Source organism: Pedobacter sp. KBS0701, assembly GCF_005938645.2.
In the GTDB taxonomy this organism is placed as follows: Bacteria; Bacteroidota; Bacteroidia; order Sphingobacteriales; family Sphingobacteriaceae; genus Pedobacter.
Window position 1 is genome coordinate 1,897,611 of sequence record NZ_CP042171.1, and the last position, 17,016, is coordinate 1,914,626.

The window sequence follows — 17,016 nt, forward strand, 5'->3', positions numbered from 1 at the left end:
CCCATGGACAAGAAAGTTTTAATCATTGAAGATAACGACGATATCAGGGAAAGTACTGCTGAAGTGCTTGATTTGGCAGGTTATAAAACTTTTACAGCTAAACATGGAAAAATCGGTGTTGAAATGGCTGTTAATCATCTACCTGATGTCATTCTGTGTGATATTATGATGCCCGAACTGGATGGATACGGGGTTTTGTACCTGTTGAATAAAAATCCTAAGACGGCCAATATTCCTTTTATTTTCATCACCGCAAAAACAGAGCGGGCAGATATGAGAAAAGGCATGGAAATGGGCGCAGATGATTACCTCACCAAACCCTTTGATGATACAGAACTTTTCAGGGCGATAGAAAGCAGGTTTAAGAAAAAGCAGCAGGCCACCAGTTTTAGTTCAACAGAAAGCAATAGTGAAACGGTAATGGATGAACTGCGCAAAAAAGGTAAACCGAGAGGGGTAAACAGCAAACAGGTGATTTATATTGAAGGCGATGAACCTACACACCTCTATTACGTAAATAAAGGGCAGGTGAAAACCTACAAACGTTTTAAAGATGGGAGGGAACTTTCTTCAGGACTTTACCATGATGGAGATTTTTTTGGTTACGAAAGTTTATGCAACGGCGAGCTTTATGCTGAAAATGCTGCAACGCTCACTGAATCAGAAATTATCCATATTCCCAAAGCAGATTTTATGGAATACCTGCTCAGTCACCAGGCTGTATCTAAAACATTTATTGGTCTGTTATCCGGAAACGTACGCGATAAAGGAAAACAGATGCTCCAACTGGCCTATTCCTCCGTAAGAAAACGGGTAGCCGAAGCCCTATTGCAGGTTGCAACAAAATTTGGCGATGGCATAGCAGATAGCTGCACCATCCGCATTTCCCGCGATGACCTTGCCGCACTGGTAGGAACTGCCAGCGAAACAGTAAGCCGGATGCTCGCTGATTTTAAAGATGAAAAACTGATCGATAAAACAGGTAATGCCATTAATATTCTCTCTATCGAAAAACTCAGGAATATTAAACAATAGCGTTCATTGGTTCATTAGTCATTAGTTCATAGCCACATTCGTCATTATAAGGCCGGGCAAGCGGGAGCCGAAGCAATCTCTTCAGCTGGGACACAATTAATTATAACAATCATCTACCGCTCTATGCCGCGGGGCATGGTACTTTGGAACGCCAAAGTACCCAAAGCGCTTTGTCAATCCGGCAATGAGCCTTTTGCACAATCCCATGCACATCAAAAAAACAGCGGCACTTCGTTTTGTGTTCAATATTTTTTAAAATTAAATCATTGTTATGAACACAAAACCACTGTGTTTCAGGTTTGTTAGTGCCAATATACCTAAACTACAACTGTTTTTTTGATTTCCCTGGCTCTTGGGATTGACAGCGTCCTTGGTTAAAATCCGTGCATTATTAAAGTTGGCTAGCAAAATGCCTAAACTATTCTTAAAAAAGATCTGTATACACGGTAGACTTTAAGTCGGGGCTGCGCTTGATCCATAGCTATCGGATCGAAGGGAAGATTTTATTATAAAAATTGGCTGAGTTTTAATTCTTAAATTAGTTCATCGGTCCTATGTTTCTTTTTAAATCGGTTAATCCCCTCCAAACGCCAAACGCCCAACGCTACACTCAAAATGTAACCAGTATCATTTTTTTCTCTAAGCATTCTCACCTGTTGCCTTACACTTCCTTCATAGTTTTGTATCCATAAACATTGTATATGAAAGCTATAGCTTACAACATTAAGCCCGATGAAAAGGAATGGTTGGTACTGGCCAATTATAAAAAACACGATATCACCATAATTGCCAATAGCTTAACAGCCGATACGCTTTCATTTGCAACCGGTAAAGAAGCCCTTCTGGTTTTTAATAACGATGAACTCAGTGGTAACATGATATTAGGACTTAGGGCGCTTGGTATCAAGTATATCGCAACTTCATCTTCACAAACAGATCACCTCGACCTTACCGCTGCCGGACTTGCCGGTATGAAGATTGCCAATGTGCCATTGCTTTCCGATCAGGCCGATACCAAGGCGAGGATGGAGCAGGTTATCAAAAACCTCGATCAGTGGGCAGCTGGTAAATGCGTAGGCAAAGCCTGCTGCTGCCAGAACGATTGTGCAACGGCTAAAAAACTGTAAAGATGGAAAGTGCCGAATTGCTTAAAAAATATAATGTAGCCGCCCCACGCTATACCAGTTATCCAACTGTTCCGTACTGGGATATTAAAAATTTTAATGCAAATGGTTGGCTGGCCAGTGTGGCCAACACTTACCTCAGCTATAAAGAGGAAGGCATCAGTTTGTATATCCACCTTCCGTTTTGCGAAAGCCTGTGTACCTATTGTGGTTGTAATACCCGTATTACCAAGAATCATTCGGTAGAGGCGCCTTACATCCAGGCTTTACTTGCAGAATGGGGCATGTATGTGGATGCCTTGCGGGAGAAACCTAAACTAAAAGAACTGCATCTCGGTGGCGGAACGCCTACTTTTTTTAGTGCAGAAAATCTCGGGCTACTCATTAACGGCATTATGCAAAATGCTACTTTGGCTCCTGATGCCGAACTCTCTTTTGAGGCGCATCCGGCCAATACCAGCAACGCACATTTAACAGCACTCTACCAGCTTGGTTTTAAAAGATTAAGTTTGGGGATACAGGATTTTGATCCGAAAGTTCAATTTTTGATTAACCGTTTTCAAACACCTGAACAGGTAGTTAAAGTAACTGGCGAAGCAAGGGAAATCGGTTATACTTCCATCAATTTTGATCTGATTTATGGCCTTCCGGGACAAAGCATTTCTGGATTAACAGCTACCATAAATGAAGTAATTACCATGCAGCCAGACCGCATTGCCTTTTATAGTTACGCACATGTGCCCTGGTTAAAACCCGGGCAAAGGCATTACACCGAAAAGGATATTCCCGCGGGAGATGAAAAATTTGCGCTTTATCAGTTTGGCAGAAAGCTACTGCTTGAAGCCGGTTATAAAGATGTGGGAATGGATCATTTTGCACTGAAAAGCGATCTTTTGTTTCAATCGATGGCAACAGATAAACTCCACCGGAATTTTATGGGTTACACCAGTCAGCATACCCATTTACTTATCGGGCTCGGCGTTTCGTCGATCAGCGATAGTTGGACTGCCTTTGCGCAGAACCCTAAAACGGTAGAAGCTTATTTAGAAAAAATAGCACAGAAATTATTACCTGTAGAAAAAGGACATTTTTTAACGGATGAAGACCTCACCGTAAGAAAGCACATTCTTAATATCATGTGCAGGGCCAATACTGCGTACAGCGAAGGCATTCCCGAAAAGGTACATGAGCGGCTTTTACCCTTGTTAAACGATAAACTGGTCTTGATAACTGAAAAAGAAATCAGGATTACCACCAAAGGAAAGTCCTTCCTGAGAAATGTTTGCATGGCATTCGACGAAAAATTATGGCTTAAGCAGCCTAAAACACAACTATTCAGTTCATCAATATAAGAAATAATTACAATGGAAGATCAAAGTAAAACCACAACCAAAGCCATTTGCTACCACTGTGGAGAGGATCTGCCCAAGGTAAAATATCAAACAGATGATAAAGATTTTTGCTGTGCGGGCTGTATGGCTGTTTTCAAAATCCTTTCAGAAAACAACTTGTGCAATTATTATGTGTACAACAATAACCCCGGCAGGCAATTAAAAAATGAAAGCCATTTAGAATACCTCGACGATCCTAAAATTATCGATCAATTGCTCGATTACAAACATGAAAGTTCGAGCATCATTACGTTTTACATTCCCGCCATCCATTGCAGCTCCTGCATCTGGTTATTGGAACACCTTTATAAAATCAATCCCGCTATTTTCAGTTCACGGATCGATTTTCTCAAAAAACAGGTAACCATCAACTTCAACCATGAAGAAATTTCGCTAAAATATTTGGTAGAAACCTTAAACCAGATCGGTTACGAACCCCTGATCAGTTTGCAGGATGTGGTAAAGGCACACAGTACCTCGGTTGATAAAGTTTTAGTGCTGAAAATTGCTGTCGCAGGATTTTTAATGGGCAATGTGATGCTTTTTAGCTTTCCCGAATACTTTGGTTTATCAGGTTTTGAAAAACAGTTCCAGTCTTTATTCGGTTGGTTAAACCTGGCATTCTCCATTCCAGCGGCTTTTTATTGCGGACGAGATTATTTTACCTCTGCCATTACCAGTATCAAACACAAACACATCAATTTAGATACACCTTTGGCACTGATTATTGCCATATTGTTTTTACGCACCGCTTATGAAGTTATTTTTGCCACCGGCCCAGGTTTTGCCGATACCTTAACAGGCCTGGTCTTTTTACTTCTCATGGGGAAATGGCTTAAACAGCGAACTTATCACCACATCTCTTTCGACCGCGATTACCGTTCTTATTTCCCGATTGCGGTTACTACCTTACAGAAGGGCAAAGAGAAACCTGTATCCATTAATGATATTAAAATCGGTGATAGATTATGGATCAGAAACGGAGAACTGGTGCCTGCAGATGCCATTTTAATGAAAGGCGATGCCTGGGTAGATATGAGTTTTGTTACCGGTGAATCGGAGCCGATTCATAAAGTGCTGGGCGAAATCATTTATGCAGGGGGGAGGCAAACTACCGAAGCCATAGAACTTGAAGTAATCAAGCCGGTTTCGCAGAGTTACCTTACCGGACTCTGGAATAACGAGAATTACAAAAACAATATCAATAAACAGAATTTTAACGATTCTGTCGCAAAATATTTCAGCCTTGGGGTTTTTCTGATCGCATTTTCGGCTACAGCTTACTGGTTGTTTCAGCACGATAGCCATAAGGCCTGGTCGGCATTTACCGCAGTTATTATTGTTGCCTGTCCATGTGTACTGGCTTTAAGCACGCCTTTCACTTTATCTGCTATCTTATCTGTTTTTGATAAAAAGGGATTTTATGTAAAAAATACAGATGCGGTTGAAGAACTCGCCAAATGTGATACCTTGATTTTCGATAAAACAGGTACCTTAACCAGTAATGAAAATGCCGAAATCTCTTTTAGTGGGGCCTTAACAAATGAAGAAAAACTGATTGTAGCTTCGCTATTGCGTAACTCTACACATCCTTTAAGCAGGCATATTTTAAAGGCTTTAAATGTTGAAAGATTTTATTCACTTAACGATTATAAAGAAGTGGTTGGTAAAGGTTTATCTGCCCGGATCAATAATCATACTATTTATGCCGGACATTTATCCATGATACCGATAACGGTAAAATCGGCTGGTGAAACCGGTGTGCATATTCTGATCAACCATACTTATAAAGGTTGTTTTGATATCAAACAGCAATGGCGGCCCGGATTGGCTCAGCTGGTTTCGAAACTCGCTAAATTTAATTTGCAGGTGTTATCGGGAGATACGGATAAAGACCGTTCCATGCTGACGACCATTTTTCCTGAAAACACTACTATCAGGTTCCGGCAGCGTCCGCACCAAAAACTGGATGCCGTTTTAAACCTCCAGGAAAGCGGGAATACCGTAATGATGCTTGGCGATGGCCTAAATGATGCCGGAGCTTTAAAGCAGAGCAATTTTGGGATCGCATTAACAGATAACATCAATAATTTTACCCCGGGCTGCGATGCCATTCTGAAGGGTGGCGCACTAAACCTCCTGCCGTATTTTATCCAGCTCAGCAAAGATGGGCTTAAGGTAATTAAAATAAGTTTTGCCATTGCCATTGCCTACAACTGCATCGGTATCTATTATGCCGTACAGGGAACATTATATCCATTGGTTGCTGCGGTGCTGATGCCAATTAGTACCGTTACCATTATATTATTCACCACCCTGGCCACCCGCTGGTTTGCCTGTAAAAATAAACTGATATGAATATCCTCTACTTTTTGGTTGGCTGCAGCGTTTTAATGGCACTCATTTTTCTGGGGGCCTTCTTTTGGGCTTATAAAACCGGTCAGAACGACGATGTGCATACTCCTGGTATCCGCGTATTGTTCGACGATGAAGTGATTGCCGAAAAAAGTGAAGAAGATCACTTTTCCAGCTAACCGCAATCATCCTTTATCTCTTGGCTGCAGGATACCTTTGATGTACAAAACATACAAAATTCCGCTTCTATTATGCAGCTAGAAAAATTTACTTACGATAACAGGATTGTCAGAAACTTTGGCATTGCCACCCTGGTTTGGGGAATTATAGGGATGACTGTTGGACTGCTTGTTGCCATGCAGCTCTTTAAGCCGGCAATGAACATGGGCAACCAGTATACCACTTTTGGTAGAATCAGGCCCTTGCACACCAATGCCGTGATTTTCGCCTTTGTGGGAAACGCCATTTTTATGGGCGTTTATTATTCGCTTCAGCGTTTACTTAAGGCCAGGATGTTTAGCGATGTGCTCAGCAAGATCCATTTTTGGGGCTGGCAACTCATTATCTTATCGGCCGTAATTACCCTTCCGCTGGGTTTTACTACCTCACACGAATATGCCGAACTCGAATGGCCAATCGATATTGCCATCACCCTCATCTGGGTGGTTTTTGGCGTAAACATGTTCGGTACCATTATTAAAAGGAGAGAGCGCCATCTCTATGTGGCCATCTGGTTTTACATTGCCACTTTTGTTACCATTGCGGTTTTGCACATTGTAAACTCTTTTGAGCTGCCCATTTCTTTTATGAAAAGCTACTATGTGTATGCGGGCGTTCAGGATGCATTGGTTCAGTGGTGGTATGGGCACAATGCCGTAGCATTTTTCCTCACTACGCCTTACCTGGGCATGATGTATTATTTCCTGCCAAAAATGGCTGGCCGACCTGTTTACTCCTATAAACTGAGTATCCTGCACTTTTGGTCGCTCATTTTTATCTATATCTGGGCCGGTCCCCATCACTTATTATACACCTCATTACCGGGATGGGCACAATCATTAGGCGTTGCTTTTTCCATTATGTTAATTGCACCAAGCTGGGGCGGTATGATCAACGGTCTATTAACTCTTCGTGGTGCCTGGGATAAAGTAAGAGAAGATGTGACCCTTAAATTCATGGTGGTTGCCCTTACCGCTTATGGTATGGCCACTTTTGAAGGCCCTTTATTGTCGTTAAAACAGATTAACGGAGTAGCGCATTTTACCGATTGGATTGTAGCTCACGTACATGTTGGCGCTTTGGGCTGGAATGGCTTTTTAACTTTCGGTGTACTGTACTGGTTAATCCCTCGTATTTATAAAACAGAACTTTACTCTAAAAAACTGGCAGGTTTCCACTTTTGGATCGGTACTTTGGGTATCCTTTTTTATGCTATCCCGATGTATTGGGCCGGTTTTACCCAAGGATTGATGTGGAAAGAATTTACCCCTGAAGGTTTATTGAAATACCCTAATTTCCTGGCTACAACATTGCAGATTATCCCTATGCATGTTTTACGTTCAATCGGTGGTGCACTCTATTTAACCGGGGTTATTGCAATGACTTATAACCTGGCCAAAACCATGCTTGGAGCTAAACTTGTAGCCAATGAAGCTGCCGAAGCCATGCCTTTAACCAAAATTGTAGTGGATAGTAGTCCTGCCGATAAAGCCTGGCATAGAGTGTTGGAACGTAAACCAATGAAATTTATGGTGCTCTCATTGATCATTATTCTAATTGGGGGAATGGTTGAGATGATGCCAACTTTTACTATTCAATCTAACGTGCCGACTATTGCAAGTGTAAAACCATACAGTGCGCTCGAGCTGCAGGGCAGGGATCTTTACATCAGAGAAGGTTGTGTAAACTGCCATTCACAAACTGTTCGACCTTTCCGCTCAGAAACCGAACGTTATGGAGAGTATAGCAAGGCCGGAGAATTTGTTTACGATCACCCGTTTTTATGGGGCAGTAAACGTACCGGACCAGATCTTCACCGTGTAGGGGGAAAGTATTCTGATGCCTGGCATTACAATCACCTGGCCGATCCTACTTCAATGTCGCCGGGAAGTATTATGCCACCATATCCATGGCTCATTGAACAGCAACTGGATATCAGCACTACTGCGAGTAAAATCAGGGCCATGCAAACATTGGGCGTGCCATATCCTGAAGGCTATGACAAACATGCCAATGAGGATTTAAAAATACAGGCTGAAAAAATTGCTTTAGACCTGAAGCAGAACAACATTAAAGTTAAAAGCGACCGTGAAATTGTAGCCATTATTGCTTACCTGCAACGATTGGGTACTGATATTAAAGCCAATAAAGAAACCATTCCTTCAAATCAATAAAATATGTTCAATCAGATCAAAGATTTAGCCGGTGGCGAAATATACCTCGTTACCTCTCTGCTCATGTTTATGGTGTTTTTTGTAATTGTTGGCGTTTACCTCTTCAAATTAAGCAAAAACCATATCAAAACCATGAGTGAAATTCCTTTTCAAGACAACAAAACCAATCAATATGAAGAAGATTAAACTATTGTTATTTTCACTGTTTTTATCGGCGGCAAGCTACGCTGCTGAACAAAAAACAGCAGAAGCTATAGTACCTTCTCAGCCTGGATTAGGACTTAGCCAAACTGAAATACTCATTATACTGCTTTTGCTTTTTGCATTAGTCCTGCTTTTTGTTTCGCTAACGTTGCTCAATGCATTTAAAGTAATGTACCAGGAACAGTTAAACCCCACTAAATATAGCGGACCTGTGAAGGAGGGGGCACTCGATTACGATAGCTGGTTGAAACAAAAAACGGTAAAACCTTCTATATGGGCAAAATTGTTGAGTTTAAAACCCATTGAAGAAGAAAAGAACCTGGTGATTGATCATGCTTATGATGGCATTAAGGAGCTAAACAATCCGGTACCGGCCTGGTTTAATTTCCTGTTTTTTGGTACGATGATTTTCGCTGCAGGTTATCTCTTTTATTACCACATTGGTGGCTATGGCGATCTGCAGGATAAAGAATACGAGAATGAAATGGCCAAAGCACAAGTAGAAAAAGCAGCCTATCTCGAAAAATCGGCCAATACCATTGATGAAAACTCCGTAAAGTTTGATAATACGCCAACGGTATTGGAAGATGGGAAAACGATTTTTAATACAAACTGTGTGGTTTGCCACGGCGATAAAGGGCAGGGGGTGATTGGTCCCAACTTAACTGATGATTACTGGTTACATGGTGGAGGTATTAATAATGTGTTTAAAACCATTAAATATGGCGTTCCGGAAAAAGGGATGATCAGTTGGGAGAAAAACCTCAATCCGAAACAGATCAGTGCCGTGGCTAATTTTATCTTGTCGTTAAAAGGAAGCAATCCAGCGGGTGCCAAAGCCCCACAGGGCGAAAAATACGAGGCGAAAGATGTAAAAGACAATGAGATGAAAGTAGCGAAAGATAGTGTAAACCAAGCAGATGTTACCAAAAAATAAACCGGAAAGTAAGGGCAAGGGCAGAAATTTCATTTACCCTAAAAAACCGTCTGGTAGATTGTACACCTACCGCAAGTGGGTAAGTTATATGTTGCTGTTATTTTTGTTCTCCTGCCCGTTTCTAAAACTTAACGGCGAGCAATTGGTGCTGCTGAATTTCATCGAAAGGAAATTCGTTTTCTTTGGGTTGATTTTCACCCCACAGGATTTTTACCTTTTTGCACTCGCCATGCTCATCTTTATCATCTTCATTGTATGTTTTACAGTGGTATTGGGCAGGTTGTGGTGCGGATGGGCCTGTCCACAGACCATTTTTATGGAGATGGTTTTCCGTAGGATAGAATATTGGATAGAGGGTGATGCCAGTAAGCAAAAGAAACTGGATGAAGGACCCTGGAACACCGAAAAGTTATGGAAAAAGGGAATCAAACATTTTATTTTTCTGATCATCTCTTTTGCCATCGCCAATACCTTTCTGGCTTATATGATCGGCTCTGATGTGCTGTTTAAAATCATCACCGAGCCCATTACGGGCCACGTTTCAGGTTTTATATCCATCTGGCTGTTTACTTTTATATTTTATGGTGTATTTGCTTACGTGCGCGAAGTGGTATGCACTGTAATCTGCCCTTATGGCAGGCTTCAGGGGGTGCTGCTTGATAACCAGAGCCTCGTAGTAGCTTACGATTTTACAAGGGGCGAACCCCGCGGACGTTTACAGCGAAATACACAAGAACAAAAAACTGGCGATTGTATCGATTGTGGCTTGTGTGTACAGGTTTGCCCTACGGGGATCGATATCCGCCAGGGAACACAGCTCGAATGTGTGAACTGTACCGCCTGCATCGATTCGTGTGATGAAGTTATGTTGAAAATAGGCAAACCCAAAAACCTGATTGGTTTCTTTAACCAGGATTTTATTGCAGAGCGGAAACCTTATAAAATTGGATTAAAATCTTATGGTTATGCTGCGGTTTTATTCGTGGTATTAATGGTTTTTTCTTCCCTGATTTATAAAAGAGAAAACATCCAGACCACCGTTTTAAGGGCCAGTGGTACTTTATACCAAAGCAGGGGAACGGATAAAACCAGTAACCTGTACAATGCAGAGCTGGTGAACAAAACCAATAAAGCGGTAAAATTTACTTTCAGGTCGCAGGATAGTAGTGATCAGATCGATTTTATTCAGCAAGCAACTGTTTTACCAAAAGAAGGTACCGTGCACCTCACATTCTTTCTGATCAGGAAAAATAATTCGATTAAAAAATACAAAACGGATGCCGTTTTCGAAGTGCTTGCCAATGGCGAGGTGTTGAGTACCGCGACAACTAGTTTTTTCGCACAGCCGGAAAGTGAATGATTGAAGGAGAGAATGAGAAAATAATTGAATGAGGGAAATAGAAAAGCAGTGAATTATAAGAGTAATAAAATGAGAAAATGACTCAATGAGAAAAAGTTAACGATAGAATATGGATTTGCCTTTAAACATTCTCTCATTCAAAACTCACTCATTCAATCATTAATTTAAATACAAAACGTATGAACTGGGGAACAAAAATAGTAATGGGGATGTTTGCATTTATGCTATTTATCGTGGGGATGGTGATTTACATGTTCCATGTGCACGGTAGGGACGCCCTGATCGAAGAAAATTATTACGAAAAGGGAATCAATTACAATGCAGAATACGATGCCAAACAGAATGTATTAAACGATGATGCCAGGCCTAAAATTACCATTACCCATACCCAAATTGTAATACAGTTAAAAGACAGTGCGCAATATGAGCTGGTATTGATGAGGCCCGCCAATAGCGATGATGATGTTAAACGAAAAGGAAATACCACCGGAGCTTCGCATCTTATCCTGGTAGATAAAACAAAAATGGCTAAGGGAATGTGGTTTATCAACCTTTCATGGCATGCAGAGGGCAAAGTATATCTTTTTAAAAATAACATTACCTTATGACCGACTATCTGCCATTGGCATTTTTAATGGGCCTGTTTGGAAGCCTCCATTGCGCGGTAATGTGCGGACCCATTATGCTAGGCATGCCCTTCAGAAAACAGGATTTCTTTAATAGTGCGGTTCAGCTTTTGTTATATCAGCTGGGTAGAATTGCTGTTTATACCATTTTAGGCTTGCTGGTTGGCATTTTAGGAAACAGCATACGCCTTTTCAGTGATCAGAAAACGTTGAGTATACTTATTGGTTCGGGATTAATCCTATTCACCGCTTTACAGTTAAATAAAACATATAGAAACCGTTTTTCAACGCTTCAGTTAAAGGCGATGAACCCGCTGAGCAAATTAATGGGGAAGGTATTTAATTTAAAATTATGGGGATTGTTTGCAGGTATGCTTAATGGCATTATCCCCTGTGGCATGGTTTACCTGGCCCTGGCAACGGCATTAAATACGGGCAATGTTCAATCGGGTGCTACTTTTATGTTTCTTTTCGGCCTCGGAACCACCCCATTAATGCTCATGATCTCGCTTGGGGGAATCTTTTTGAAAAAATACATCCGTTTTAACACCAATAAGCTTATTCCCTGGCTAATGCTTTTTATGGGCGCTTTACTCATCATGCGCTCCGCCGATTTGGGCATTCCGTTTTTTTCTCCCAAAAATACAGGCGGTTATGGGCATTCGATAGAGTGCAGGTAAATGGGTTTGGAGTTGGGCGTTGGGAGTCGATTAACCGATTGAATCATCGACCATATAAAGAAATTAAGAATTTAAGATTTAGATAAATCTTATAATACGATCGTCATTTCGACTGAGGCGCAGCGAAATGGAGAAATCTGTGAGCTAAGTTAAAAGATTTCTCCACTTCGCTCGAAATGACGATTTTTGTAGGAACCAATGATCTGTTAACCGATTAACCGATTTGCATGAACCAATGACCAGTGAACTAATGAACATAATTCACTACTGCGTGCGTTTCTTCTCCTCCTCACTTGCCGAAGTTCTTTTCCTCGCTGCTGTAGGATTACCGCCCAGCCTGTACGAGAAACTTAAGGTAGCGCTGCGGGTATCGTTTTGCTCGTAAAAGCCATTGCGTTGATTTTCATAATTAACATCAATCCGGTAGGCATTTCCATAAAAAATATCGTTTACAGCCAGCCTTAAAGTTCCTTTACCTTTTAACAAACTTTTGCTCATACCAGCACTCACATCGTAAAGCCGTGCAAGCTTATAAATACCCTGTATGGTAGGGGAAGAGTACCATGCGCTGATTTCTGCTTTTAAACCCTGAGCTTTATTTAATGTAAAAGCATGGTTAGAACTTAGATAAATGCCCCATACATGATAATCGTAGCGGGCCTGTAAATATCCCGATTTTTCCTGGCGGTAGGAGCCCTGTGCATAATTGTTGATTTCCCACCATGAAGCCGCCTGGATCGGAAAGGAGGCTGAAAAGCCCGTCTCCTGGCTTAAATCGAGGTTCCTCTGGGTATCATAAAAGAGTTTTGAGCCATTATCCTGTACCGTGATATTACTAAAATAATCAACCACCCGCCTTAGGTAAAATGAAATATTATATTGCTGTTTGTAGGTATAACCCAGTTCGCCATTGTATATAAAAGCAGGTTGCAATGCCGGGTTGCCCTCCAGGTAGGTGTATGGACTGGTGTAAGATTTAAAAGGGTTAAGCCTCCAGTATTCAGGCCTGTTGATTCTCGAATTATAAGTGAGGTTTATTTCATGGTCCTTATTCATTTTATACGCCACAAAAAGTGTTGGGAAAAGCTTAAAATAGTTGTTTTGGTTATTGGTGTTTAATACCATTGATTGGCCATTTGTCCGGGTGTATTCGCCACGAAAACCGCCTTCAAAGCTCCAGTTACCTACATCTCCACTAATACTCGCGTAAATAGCCGATACATTTTCTGCATATTCAAAACGGTCGCTGCGGTTCGGTATCAATTCTGGGCCAGTGGCCTGATTATTATAAAAATCAAAGTTGTTACGGGTACGGATACTGCTGTATTTCAGTCCCGATTCAAAGGTCCATTTCTTCCAGAACTTATCCGTATAATCCAGTTTTCCCGAATAGATATCGATATTCTGGTTAGATGGAGTAAAGATGTGGTAATTGTCGGAAAGTAGATTGCCGTTGGCCAACGTGCCATAAGTATCTACCTGCTGACTGTTTTTGTTCTGATATGGCACATAATCCACATCTACGTTAATATTCCGGCCATTGGTATCCAGTTTAATCTTGTAATTAAGGTTAAAGCTATATTGGTAAACTTTTCCATTAGAAACGTTTTGCGTATGGAGGATTGAATCTGGTAATGGTTTATAGTTATTTACAATCGTGGTTAGCACCTGGTTCGGCCTGCTGTTGTTCCCATTGTAGCCATTTACCAAAATACCAATTACCTGTTTGCTGCTGAGGTTGTAGTCGGCACCAATTTTATAACTATTGGCATTTCCCGAGCGTATTCCCGATTTATCATTCCGCCAATCCGAGTAATTTTCAGGCGAGTCGAAAATAACATATTCATTTTCTGTATGGTCCTTTTTACGCCTGCTGTAGCCGTAACTGCCGTACACATTCAGCTTGTCTTTCCGATAATTGAATACCATACTCGGATTATAGCTGCTATAGGTTGATTGGGTATAACCGGCAGAAAGTACGATATTAAAACCATCACCTTTTGGTTTTTTAGAAATAATATTGATTACTGCACCACCCTGGGCATCGTATTTGGCAGTTGGATTAGCCATAATTTCTATTTTGGCAATATTATCTGAGGGCAAACTCCGGAGGTAGGCCGCCAGATCTTCACCCGATAACCTGATGGGTTTATCATCCATATAAATCACCACGCCTTTATTGTTTGCCGTTACCCCGCTATCAAAACGCGTTTGTACGCCAGGTGCTCTACCCAGCGCATCCCAAACCGTAGCACCACTGGCCACTATGCTGTTTTCGACATTGAATATCACCCTGTCGATTTTTCTTACAATAAGCGGTTTTGAAGCGGATACCGTGACCTGATCCAGCGTTTTATCGTCACTGATCATCATTATCGTGACTGAATCCATCGGAAGACCTATTGCTTTGCTCATATCTTTATATCCAACGGCCTTCAGCGTTAAAACATAATTGCCTATAAAAGGCTGCTGAAAACTGAACAGCCCGTTTTTTGAAATCTGGACGGCTACGGTCGAATCTGCATGGTGCAGGACAATGGTTACCCCATCAATCGGTTCGCCGGTTTTATCAGTTACCAAACCGTTACGCAACTGCGCTAAAGTGATCAGAGGGAAATATAAGAGAAGGAGTAAGAGGAACTTTTTCATGTTCCAAAACTAATGGCTAACCGTGTAAAGCAAGGTTAATATCGGTTAAATATGGTTAAATCTTCTGCCCAAACTTCCATTGATAAAATGATTTGTTCAATTTAGGGGGATGAAATGGCTAACTTCCAGATATGTTTTTCCTTTGGCGGTGATTACACTGATCATTAGTCTATGCCTGCAGTGTGCGTGGATAAGGCAATTGTATCTGGCGCAAAAGAAATCTGTTGCTACAATGCTCGAATCTATCGTTAGTGATGCTTCGCGGCAGATCACCTATAGGAGCATTGCCAAAGGACACGAGAAAAGTGCCCGTTTTCAGCAATTTTTCCTTTCTCAGGAGTGGTTGGCCCTAAGGCAGGCTTTTGATGAACTAAAGGTCGACAATCTGCGGAGCCGATTCCATTATGGGATTACCAATGATAGCTCGGTAGTGGAAATGAAAATGTCGTTTCTGAATGATGCTAAACTGAAATTCGACCATAAATCTTCAGCCATTACCGATGGCAAATCGCAACGGGAAGTTTCGTTACAAGATCAGCGCGACCTGAAAGTAATGGATAGTTTAGTGAACCATAAGCTCGATCAATTGGGTATGCCTATCAGAAGAAATTATGCCCTTTACGATTATTCAGATGGGAAACTGGTGAAAGGAAAGCCGATTACTAATGCTTCCTCTGCTTTCGTAAGCGGGAAATATACTTATAACCTTAAGTTTCAAAACAGGTATCAGCTGGTGGTGCCAAGCATTACCTGGCTGATCATTTATCAGATGAAATATTACCTCATTTCGTCGTTTATGATGTTGGTGCTTACGGCGGCAGCGTTTTACCTGCTCATCAGACTGATGAAAAACCAGCAGCTTTATGCGCAGGCGAGGATGAGTTTTACGAGCAATATGACGCATGAACTCCAAACCCCGATCTCGACGATTGCTGTTGCCCTCGAATCGATCAGCAAGTATCATTTAATTGATGAACCCGAAAAACTGGAGAATTACATCAATATCAGCCGCCACGAATTGCAGCGGTTGCAGGCGATGATCGAAAAAGTGCTAAAGCAGGAGCAGATGGATCTTGGAAAAACGAAACTACAGTTTAGTCTGTTCGATGTTCAGCCAGTACTGCAACAGGTTATTTACGCTATGGATATACAGGTGCAGGAGAAAAATGCAGAACTTATACTTTTGCAATCGGATGAACCTGTTTTTATCAAGGGTGATGTCATGCATATTTCGAATGTATGCTATAACCTGATCGATAATGCATTGAAATATTCTCCTCCTCATGCTAAAATTGAGGTATCCTGTAGCATTGCTGATCATGAATTAACAATCAGTTTTAAAGATAACGGCCCGGGGATAAATGAAATTTATCAGCAGCAGGTTTTTGAGCGCTTTTTCAGGATTTTTAACCAGGATAATATACACAATGTGAAAGGATCAGGCCTGGGACTTCACTATGTAAAACAGGTGGTGGAACTCCACGGCGGACGTGTTGCACTGCAGAGCAAAATAGGGAAAGGAAGTAATTTTATGATCATTTTACCAATGTATGAAGAAAACTAAGGTTTTATATGCTGAAGATGAGCCGTTTTTGGCGCGGATTGTCCTCGATGGTTTAACCAGCAGTGGTTACGAGGTTAATCTTGCTGCTGATGGGGCGCTTGCCTGGAAACAGTTTGTAGCAGAAAAACCCGATATCTGTGTGCTCGACATCATGATGCCGCAAAAAGATGGTTATACACTGGCGGCTGAAATCAGAAAATCGGATCCCAATATTCCGATTATCTTTTTGAGTGCCAAAGCCCTTACCGAAGATGTGGTGATGGGATTTAAAAACGGAGGTAACGACTACCTTAAAAAACCTTTCAGTATTGATGAGTTGCTGGTGCGGATGGAATCGCTGTTAAATAGATTTGGTCCTGCGAATAAGGGTGAAAATGAGGTAAATAAAAAATACCAGTTCAGAAACTGTGAACTTGATCCTGTTGGCCAAAAATTAAAAACTTCTGCAGGCGAATATTCACTTTCCTATAAAGAAACCGTTCTGCTCGAATTACTATTGAAAAACCGGAACAACATTTTGGAACGGGAGGATGCTTTGATTAAAATATGGGGAGAAGACAGTTTTTACAATGGACGCAGTATGGATGTTTTTATGGCGCACCTGCGCAAACTCCTGAAAAGTGAACCTGAAGTACAGATCATCAGTTTAAGGGGAGTGGGGTATAAACTGATCTGTTGACTGTTGCTTCCTACTATTG

At 41.4% G+C, this 17,016-nt stretch carries 14 protein-coding genes; 13 read left to right on the plus strand and 1 reads right to left on the minus strand.

Features of this window, described 5'->3' with window-relative positions; genetic code table 11:
* Positions 1–3: 3 nt before the first annotated feature.
* The 11 genes from FFJ24_RS07480 to FFJ24_RS07530 all read left to right on the plus strand — a co-directional run bounded on the left by FFJ24_RS07480 (position 4) and on the right by FFJ24_RS07530 (position 12,105).
* Positions 4–1,035: a response regulator gene (locus tag FFJ24_RS07480; RefSeq protein ID WP_138820866.1), complete on the plus strand. Its 1,032-nt coding sequence runs from the start codon at positions 4–6 to the stop codon at positions 1,033–1,035.
* Between the two features lie 701 nt (positions 1,036–1,736).
* A complete protein-coding gene (locus tag FFJ24_RS07485; protein WP_246862763.1) occupies positions 1,737–2,162 on the plus strand; it encodes a lactate dehydrogenase in 426 nt (141 codons plus the stop codon).
* Positions 2,163–2,164: 2 nt separating this feature from the next.
* Complete coding sequence (gene hemN, locus FFJ24_RS07490) at positions 2,165–3,511, plus strand: oxygen-independent coproporphyrinogen III oxidase (protein ID WP_138820867.1); 1,347 nt, start codon at positions 2,165–2,167, stop codon at positions 3,509–3,511.
* 12 nt (positions 3,512–3,523) lie between these two features.
* Entirely contained in the window at positions 3,524–5,908 is a 2,385-nt protein-coding gene (locus FFJ24_RS07495; RefSeq protein ID WP_138820868.1) for a heavy metal translocating P-type ATPase metal-binding domain-containing protein, read from the plus strand.
* On the plus strand, positions 5,905–6,084 hold the full coding sequence (ccoS, locus tag FFJ24_RS07500) for a cbb3-type cytochrome oxidase assembly protein CcoS (RefSeq protein ID WP_138820869.1): 180 nt from the start codon (positions 5,905–5,907) through the stop codon (positions 6,082–6,084). Before FFJ24_RS07495 ends, ccoS begins: the two co-directional genes overlap by 4 nt.
* A gap of 72 nt (positions 6,085–6,156) precedes the next feature.
* Entirely contained in the window at positions 6,157–8,298 is a 2,142-nt protein-coding gene (ccoN, locus tag FFJ24_RS07505) for a cytochrome-c oxidase, cbb3-type subunit I (RefSeq protein WP_138820870.1), read from the plus strand.
* 3 nt (positions 8,299–8,301) lie between these two features.
* Positions 8,302–8,484 (plus strand): hypothetical protein, encoded by a 183-nt coding sequence (locus FFJ24_RS07510; protein WP_121283362.1) that lies wholly within the window; start codon positions 8,302–8,304, stop codon positions 8,482–8,484.
* On the plus strand, positions 8,471–9,439 hold the full coding sequence (locus tag FFJ24_RS07515) for a cbb3-type cytochrome c oxidase N-terminal domain-containing protein (protein ID WP_246862764.1): 969 nt from the start codon (positions 8,471–8,473) through the stop codon (positions 9,437–9,439). Before FFJ24_RS07510 ends, FFJ24_RS07515 begins: the two co-directional genes overlap by 14 nt.
* Positions 9,423–10,799 (plus strand): cytochrome c oxidase accessory protein CcoG, encoded by a 1,377-nt coding sequence (ccoG, locus tag FFJ24_RS07520; RefSeq protein ID WP_138820871.1) that lies wholly within the window; start codon positions 9,423–9,425, stop codon positions 10,797–10,799. The genes FFJ24_RS07515 and ccoG overlap by 17 nt, the downstream gene beginning before the upstream one ends.
* Positions 10,800–10,978: 179 nt before the next feature.
* Complete coding sequence (locus tag FFJ24_RS07525) at positions 10,979–11,407, plus strand: FixH family protein (protein ID WP_138820872.1); 429 nt, start codon at positions 10,979–10,981, stop codon at positions 11,405–11,407.
* Complete coding sequence (locus FFJ24_RS07530) at positions 11,404–12,105, plus strand: sulfite exporter TauE/SafE family protein (protein ID WP_138820873.1); 702 nt, start codon at positions 11,404–11,406, stop codon at positions 12,103–12,105. The genes FFJ24_RS07525 and FFJ24_RS07530 overlap by 4 nt, the downstream gene beginning before the upstream one ends.
* A gap of 264 nt (positions 12,106–12,369) precedes the next feature.
* Here FFJ24_RS07530 and FFJ24_RS07535 read toward each other — a convergent pair whose 3' ends face one another.
* Positions 12,370–14,754, minus strand: a complete 2,385-nt coding sequence (locus FFJ24_RS07535) for an outer membrane beta-barrel protein (RefSeq protein ID WP_138820874.1) — start codon at positions 14,752–14,754, stop codon at positions 12,370–12,372.
* Between the two features lie 109 nt (positions 14,755–14,863).
* Here FFJ24_RS07535 and FFJ24_RS07540 point away from each other — a divergent pair, with 109 nt between their 5' ends.
* Both FFJ24_RS07540 and FFJ24_RS07545 read left to right on the plus strand, forming a co-directional pair.
* Entirely contained in the window at positions 14,864–16,318 is a 1,455-nt protein-coding gene (locus FFJ24_RS07540; protein ID WP_138820875.1) for a sensor histidine kinase KdpD, read from the plus strand.
* Complete coding sequence (locus tag FFJ24_RS07545; RefSeq protein WP_138820876.1) at positions 16,305–16,997, plus strand: response regulator transcription factor; 693 nt, start codon at positions 16,305–16,307, stop codon at positions 16,995–16,997. The genes FFJ24_RS07540 and FFJ24_RS07545 overlap by 14 nt, the downstream gene beginning before the upstream one ends.
* Positions 16,998–17,016 lie beyond the last annotated feature (19 nt).

Excerpts from the sequence above, each read along its gene's own strand:
- ccoN (WP_138820870.1), top strand. The coding sequence starts at position 6,157 with ATGCAGCTAGAAAAATTTACTTACGATAACAGGATTGTCAGAAACTTT.
- FFJ24_RS07540 (WP_138820875.1), top strand. The coding sequence starts at position 14,864 with ATGAAATGGCTAACTTCCAGATATGTTTTTCCTTTGGCGGTGATTACA.
- FFJ24_RS07510 (WP_121283362.1), top strand. The coding sequence starts at position 8,302 with ATGTTCAATCAGATCAAAGATTTAGCCGGTGGCGAAATATACCTCGTT.
- ccoS (WP_138820869.1), top strand. The coding sequence starts at position 5,905 with ATGAATATCCTCTACTTTTTGGTTGGCTGCAGCGTTTTAATGGCACTC.
- FFJ24_RS07535 (WP_138820874.1), bottom strand. The coding sequence starts at position 14,754 with ATGAAAAAGTTCCTCTTACTCCTTCTCTTATATTTCCCTCTGATCACT.
- ccoG (WP_138820871.1), top strand. The coding sequence starts at position 9,423 with ATGTTACCAAAAAATAAACCGGAAAGTAAGGGCAAGGGCAGAAATTTC.
- FFJ24_RS07485 (WP_246862763.1), top strand. The coding sequence starts at position 1,737 with ATGAAAGCTATAGCTTACAACATTAAGCCCGATGAAAAGGAATGGTTG.
- FFJ24_RS07525 (WP_138820872.1), top strand. The coding sequence starts at position 10,979 with ATGAACTGGGGAACAAAAATAGTAATGGGGATGTTTGCATTTATGCTA.
- hemN (WP_138820867.1), top strand. The coding sequence starts at position 2,165 with ATGGAAAGTGCCGAATTGCTTAAAAAATATAATGTAGCCGCCCCACGC.
- FFJ24_RS07515 (WP_246862764.1), top strand. The coding sequence starts at position 8,471 with ATGAAGAAGATTAAACTATTGTTATTTTCACTGTTTTTATCGGCGGCA.
- FFJ24_RS07480 (WP_138820866.1), top strand. The coding sequence starts at position 4 with ATGGACAAGAAAGTTTTAATCATTGAAGATAACGACGATATCAGGGAA.
- FFJ24_RS07545 (WP_138820876.1), top strand. The coding sequence starts at position 16,305 with ATGAAGAAAACTAAGGTTTTATATGCTGAAGATGAGCCGTTTTTGGCG.
- FFJ24_RS07530 (WP_138820873.1), top strand. The coding sequence starts at position 11,404 with ATGACCGACTATCTGCCATTGGCATTTTTAATGGGCCTGTTTGGAAGC.
- FFJ24_RS07495 (WP_138820868.1), top strand. The coding sequence starts at position 3,524 with ATGGAAGATCAAAGTAAAACCACAACCAAAGCCATTTGCTACCACTGT.